This window comes from Paenibacillus sp. AR247 (genome assembly GCF_002968895.1).
GTDB classification, from domain to species: Bacteria; Bacillota; Bacilli; order Paenibacillales; family Paenibacillaceae; genus Paenibacillus_AQ; species Paenibacillus_AQ favisporus.
The window spans coordinates 22,584-28,677 of record NZ_PCZT01000018.1; the positions used below are offsets into that span (position 1 = coordinate 22,584).

Genomic DNA, 6,094 nt, shown 5'->3' on the forward strand with positions numbered 1-6,094 from the left:
TACCTGCTTAGAATCGACATCAAGTCAAAAAGGGGAGTTTGTAAAACATGAAAAAGCTTCGCAAGGCGTCATCCATTCTGCTCTGCCTCACCGTATCCGCCAGCCTGCTGGCAGCCTGCGGTTCCAACGGCGACGGGGGTTCCTCCTCAGCTGCCGGATCTGCGGCCGAAGGGGTTAAAAAAGAAGGCTTTCCGATCGTGGACAAGCCGCTCACGCTGAAAGTGATGTCCCAGGATGCGGGCGTGGCCGATTGGAATAAAATGCCCGTGCTGCAAGAGATGGAGAAATTGACGGGCATCCACCTGGAATACCAGCTTTCGCCGATCGACAGCTTTGAGACAAAAAAGAACCTCGTATTCGCGAGCGGCGACTTGCCGGACATATTCTATGCGGCGGATTTGAAACCGGCGGAGCAGGTGACATACGGCAGCCAGGGCGTTCTGATCCCGCTCGAAAAGTACATCGACGAAGGTTATGCACCTAACATCAAGAAAATTTTCGACGAGCATCCGGATATCCGAAAGTCGTTTACGACGCCTGACGGGCATATCTATGCGCTCCCGAACATCGATCTGTCGGCGGTATGGTACCGCAGCCCGATTAAACTGTGGAAGGAAGACCTTCTGGATCACGAGACGTTCTCGCAGACGCCGGATCAGAAGAAGGCCAAGGGGCAAAACAACCAGATCGGCGTGTTCAACGACTATTTCCCTTACTTCACGCTGGGCGGCGAACCAAGCTCGGACAACCCGCTCATGACGCCGGTCGCCAGCGAAATTCCGGGAACGCCGGTTTACGGCAAGCACCCGGGTATTTCGGCCAACGGCACGTTTGCGATTACGAGCAAGGACTCGAATCCGGAAGCGACGATGCGCTGGATCGACTACCAATACGGTTATGACGGAGCTACGCTGTTCAGTCAGGGACCGGAGAATACGCTGTGGAAATACAAAGATAAAGAAACCCATGAGAAAGAATGGCTGCCGGTACCGGGCGGCGGCGACCGTGAGGAATATCGCGGCACACTGACTCCGAACTACGGCATTCTTGCGCCGGGCATGAACTCTGCGGAATTGACCAAAGGACTGAAGAGCGACTTTGACCGCTTCATTGACAAAGAAAACGCAGAGAAGCTGACGCCGATCGGCAAAACGCCGTTCCCGAACGTCTATTTGACCAATGAAGAGCAGACGGAAGCAACGGCATTGTTGTCCGACCTGAACACCTATGTCAAGCAGATGGAAGCGAAGTTCGTGACCGGTCAGGAACCGCTCTCGAACTGGGACAAATATGTAGCGCAAATCAAAAAAATGGGAGGCGACCGGATCGCCGAGCTGGTACCAGGGCGCTTACGACCGCTGGAACTCGGGCAAGTCCATGCAAAAGCAAATAGCCAACATCGCCCTGCTGCGCAAGCGGCAGGGGAGTTGGCTATTGCTTTAAGAAGAAGCGGGAAGAGGCGCAGCCTCATTCCTCGTCCGGATCGGAAGAAGCGGGAGGCTGGCCGGTTTCGGAGAACAGCTTCCGGTACTGTCCCGGCGTGTAGCCGGTTTCCTTCTTGAACTTCCGCGTGAAGTTCGGGGTGTCCTGGTAGCCGACCCGCAGAATGATGTCCTTGAGCGGATCGCTGGTCGTCCGCAGCTGATGAATCACCTCTTCGAGGCGCTTCTGCCAGACGTACTGGATAAAGTTCAGCCCCATCTTTTCCTTGAACGACCGGCTGACGTGGGACGGCGAGATGTCGAATTCAAAAGCGACACTCTCCAGGCTCAGCGTATGGTCGGTGTAATGCCTGTCGATGTAAGCGACGATCCGGTCGATCATCGACTGCTCTTCCTTCTGGTTATTCCGCTCGACCTGGCTGCAGATCCGGGAAGCCAGGCTGAGCAGGCCGCGTTCGACTTCCTCGAGCGAGCTGCTGTACACCATGCCCGGAGGCACGTCCTGCAGCACGCTGTGGATGCCGAGCTCGGATGCCGTCTTGAGGATCGTGTTGAGCAGGTCGAAGCAGACGCAGCGCATCAGCATCGCCGATACCTCGGCCACCTGCAGGTCCTGCACCGACGAGGAGATAATTTGGGCGGCAACGTCGTAGCTGCCCTGCTTCAAGCTCTGAGACAGCTTCATCAGCGTGTTGTTCGGTACCCAGGCCGTATGGTCCGGCGTGTAGGACAGCTTCTCGAAATACGTGACGCTGCCTTGGCCGGTGGTCGCCCGCAGCTCGAAAGCCGAGCAGGCTTCGATGAAGGACTGGTTCAGCTGGTCCGGGCTCGGATAGCTGGTGCCGACGCCGATCATCGGAAAGACGTCGAAGGATTCGAGCAGACAGCCGCGGACCGCCTCGACGATCTGGTGCATCCGGTTGAATTCCTCGGCGCCTTCTTCCGGATCGTAGCAGATGATGAGCCCCAGCTGGTCCAGCTGCGGAAGCTCCACGCCATAGCCGAGAGCAGCTAGCTCAGGGAATTCGATCTGGGTCAGCAGCCGGATCATTTCGGTGCGGTCCTGCAGGTCGCTTTTCTCCTGCTCTGCCGGCTCCGACCCGATGACCATCACAAAGTACCGTGACCGGTCAAAATGAAGGTCGAACGCCTCCCGCAGCTCCGGCGACAGGCTCTGGGCGCTGCCGTACTTCAGCAGCATCGACAGGAAGTGGTTGCGGGCGAACGGCTCCTGCAAATCGATCCGCGAGCTGTATTCCTGAAGCGCGGTGCGGATCCGGTCCAGCTCGTTGCCGGACGGCGTCTTGCCGCTCTGCGGCCGCTTGGCCGGGGAGTTGGTGGAGGCAAACTCCACGAGCATCGAGATCGGCTGGTACTGCATGCGGGCAAGGAGCAGTGCGATGGCCGCGCCAACAAGGACGACAATGATGAACAGCATGATGATAAAGCTCCGCACGTGCAGAACGCTGCTGAAGAATTGCGAGCTCGGCATGGCGGTAACGTAGGTCCAGCCGTTATTGTCGGATTTGACCGAGACGATGGAATGCGCCTTGCCGTTAATGGTCCGTTCGTGAATGCCAGGGGACAGATTGATCAGCGACTTGGCCTCGCTTCCGGTGAGCGCTTCGCCTTGACGGTTGTCCACCAGAATGCGGCCTTCGTTGTCGAGAATATACGTCAGCCCCTGATAGCTGCCGAGAATGGAATCGATCAGGCTGGTAAGCTCGGATTCCCGGATCAAATACATGACCGTTCCGTGCGGCGTCGGACTGTTGGGCGTAATCGGAATCAGGTACGCGAGCATCGTTTCTTTTAAACCGGAAGCGTTGCTGACCGTATCGGCGGGACGCATCTCCGGATACTGGCCCTCATTGAGATCCTTGAACATCCGGCTCTTGTCCCAGCTCTGGAAGCTGAACTTTTTGGCGAATACATCAAGATTGTACAGGCCGTTGCTGGAATAGATTTTCTCATCCTTATGAAAATAGAGGAAAATTTCGCCGATAATCGAGCTGGTTGCCTTGTACTGATCCAGTGCCTGAATGGCGTCTCCGCTCGTCAGCGGGTCATGAACCCGGTATTTCGTCAGTCTCTCGTCATAGGAGACACGGGAAGCGATTTCGCTGAGCTCCTTCATCCGCCCGTCAATGATCACTTTAGTCTGGGTCAGCTGATCCAGCCGGGAGTGCTCGATCTCGGACCGGAGGTTCGTCACAGCGTTTTCATAAATAAAAATCGTCATGAGAATCAAGGGAATCAACAAGATAAATAAATAGGACCAGATATATTTCAAAAACAGCTTGGACTTGAAGTAATTTTTCTTCAACAATTCTGCCTCCCGTTAACCGTAATGCGTCTGATCAAGTTCCATGATACCAATATTTCGGGCTTTTGGACATAGAGAGAAAAACGAACGAAGTCGAAATATGGAGAATTTTGTTGATAGGAAGGCGCGGTTTAGCGGCGGGCAGCTCAATCTATGATAAAAATCCGAATCAATGGAGGGTGTAAGATGAGCGAAATCAAGCAGGTCCAGGAAGAACAGGAGTCCGTCGTCGTGGAAGGCGTCCACAATTACAGCAGTGAAGAGCATTGGGTGAAACCCGAGGATCCGCTGCTGCTGGAGCGCCTGGAATGGTTCAAAGACCAGAAACTGGGCCTGATGATGCACTGGGGGCCTTATTCCCAGCTCGGATTGGTGGAATCTTGGGCGCTAAGCGACGTGGATGAGGAATGGTCCAGAAACGAAATCGACTGGGACATCGATGCGGAGGAGCTGAAACGCGAGTATTTTGCCTTGAACAAGACGTTCAACCCGCTCCGTTTCCAGCCGGAGCTGTGGGCGGATCTGGCCGCCGAGAACGGCTTTAAATATTTAAACTTTACGACTAAGCACCATGACGGGTTCTGCATGTGGGATACAAAGACGACCGATTACCGTATCACCGGGCCGGACTGCCCGTTCCATACGCACAAATACGCGGACATCACCAAGCAGCTGTTTAACGCTTTCCGGGAAAAAGGGCTCGGCATCTCCGCCTACTTCTCCAAGGCGGACTGGCACACCCCGTATTACTGGGCTCCCGGGATGAAGCCGGGAACAACGACATCCCGCGGGCCGACCTACGATCCGAAGGAATATCCTTGGCTGTGGGAGCAGTTCGTCCAGTTCACGCATGAACAGATCATGGAGCTCATGACGAATTACGGAAAGATCGACGTGCTGTGGTTGGATGCCGGCTGGGTCAACGACTATCGGGATCAGAACATCCGTCTGGGCGAAGTGGTTGAGCGGGCGCGGAAAATTCAGCCTTGGCTGCTGTCGGCGGACCGCACGGTGGGCGGACCTTACGAAAACCTGATCACGCCGGAACAGACGCTGCCCGAACGCGCGCTGAGCGTACCTTGGGAGAGCTGCATCACGATGGGATCGGCCTTCTCCTTCCGTTATGAGGACGACTACAAGACGGTTCGCCAGCTGATCCATCTGCTGGTTGAAATTGTTGCTAAGGGCGGCAATTTGGCGCTCAATGTGGGACCGCAGCCGGACGGACGGATTTCCAAAACGGCTATCTCCCGCATCAAGGGCATGGGCGCATGGCTGAAGGTTCACGGCGAAGCCATTTATGGCACGCGGATTTGCGAGCCGTATTCGGTCGGCCGGGCGCAGTTCACCCAAAAAGGCGACACGACCTACGCCTTTTACCTGTACCGGGACGAACACGAAGCGGTTCCAGCGGAGCTGCATCTGCCGCTGCAGCAGCCGTTCAGCCGGATCGATCTCGTCGGCGGAGCGGACAACCTGGAATTCCGGCGCACGGATGACGGCGTCGCCATCCGCCTTCCGGAGAAGGAACGCGAAGGGCTGGCGCCGATCGCGCACGTGTTCCGTATCCGCTAAGACAGCGGGCGGGCGCGGCATAAGAGTATAAATCCAAACACCGCCTATAAACAATTGAATACAACGCGAAAGGTGCGACCGATATGCAACCATGGTTTGAAAACGCAAAGCTGGGGATTTTTATCCACTACGGCATTTATGCCGTCGACGGAGTGGCTGAGTCCTGGTCATTCTACAACGGACACATTCCCTATGAACAATACATGAAGCAGCTGGACGGATTTACGGCGTCGAAATTCGATGCCGAAGCGTGGGCCGACTTGATCGAAAAGTCCGGCGCCAAATATGCGGTGCTGACGACGAAGCACCATGACGGGGTAGCGCTCTGGGACACAAAGTACAGCGATCTGAACGTCATTCAGAAAACGCCGGCCAAGCGGGACATCGTTAAGGAGTACGCGGAGGCCATCCAGAAGCGCGGGATCCATCTGGGCATGTATTATTCCTTGATCGACTGGTCCCATCCCGACTATTCGAGTGTCTATGAAGGGGGCAAGGTGCCGGAAGATTTGAGCACGGCCAACCGCTTCTCCAGCCCTCAGGACGGCGTTCAGGACGAAGAGCGCTGGCAGAAGTTCCTCGAGTTTAACAACAACCAGCTGCAGGAAATTTTGACGAATTACGGCAAGGTCGATCTGCTCTGGTTCGACGGGGACTGGGAGCGCAGCGCCGAGCAGTGGAACCTGCCGGCCTTTAAGGAATATTTGCACACGCTGAATCCGGACATCATCATCAATTCCCGTCTGCAGGG

The 6,094-nt window shown here is 55.8% G+C and carries 3 protein-coding genes and 1 pseudogene; 3 read left to right on the plus strand and 1 reads right to left on the minus strand.

Translation table 11 applies throughout. The annotated features are described in order from the left end of the window. Positions 1-47: 47 nt before the first annotated feature. A pseudogene (locus CPT76_RS25890) lies at positions 48-1,374 on the plus strand (type 2 periplasmic-binding domain-containing protein); the annotation flags it as partial. Positions 1,375-1,467: 93 nt separating this feature from the next. On the opposite strand, the gene CPT76_RS25895 reads toward CPT76_RS25890, so the two are convergent. Then, positions 1,468-3,768, minus strand: coding sequence for a helix-turn-helix domain-containing protein (locus CPT76_RS25895; protein ID WP_105444955.1), 2,301 nt, complete (start codon positions 3,766-3,768; stop codon positions 1,468-1,470). A gap of 186 nt (positions 3,769-3,954) precedes the next feature. Between CPT76_RS25895 and CPT76_RS25900 the strand changes: the two genes are divergently transcribed. After that, positions 3,955-5,343, plus strand: a complete 1,389-nt coding sequence (locus tag CPT76_RS25900) for an alpha-L-fucosidase (RefSeq protein ID WP_105444956.1) — start codon at positions 3,955-3,957, stop codon at positions 5,341-5,343. A gap of 83 nt (positions 5,344-5,426) precedes the next feature. After that, the coding region (locus CPT76_RS40525; RefSeq protein ID WP_258168809.1) for an alpha-L-fucosidase at positions 5,427-6,094 on the plus strand (668 nt) is incomplete at its 3' end.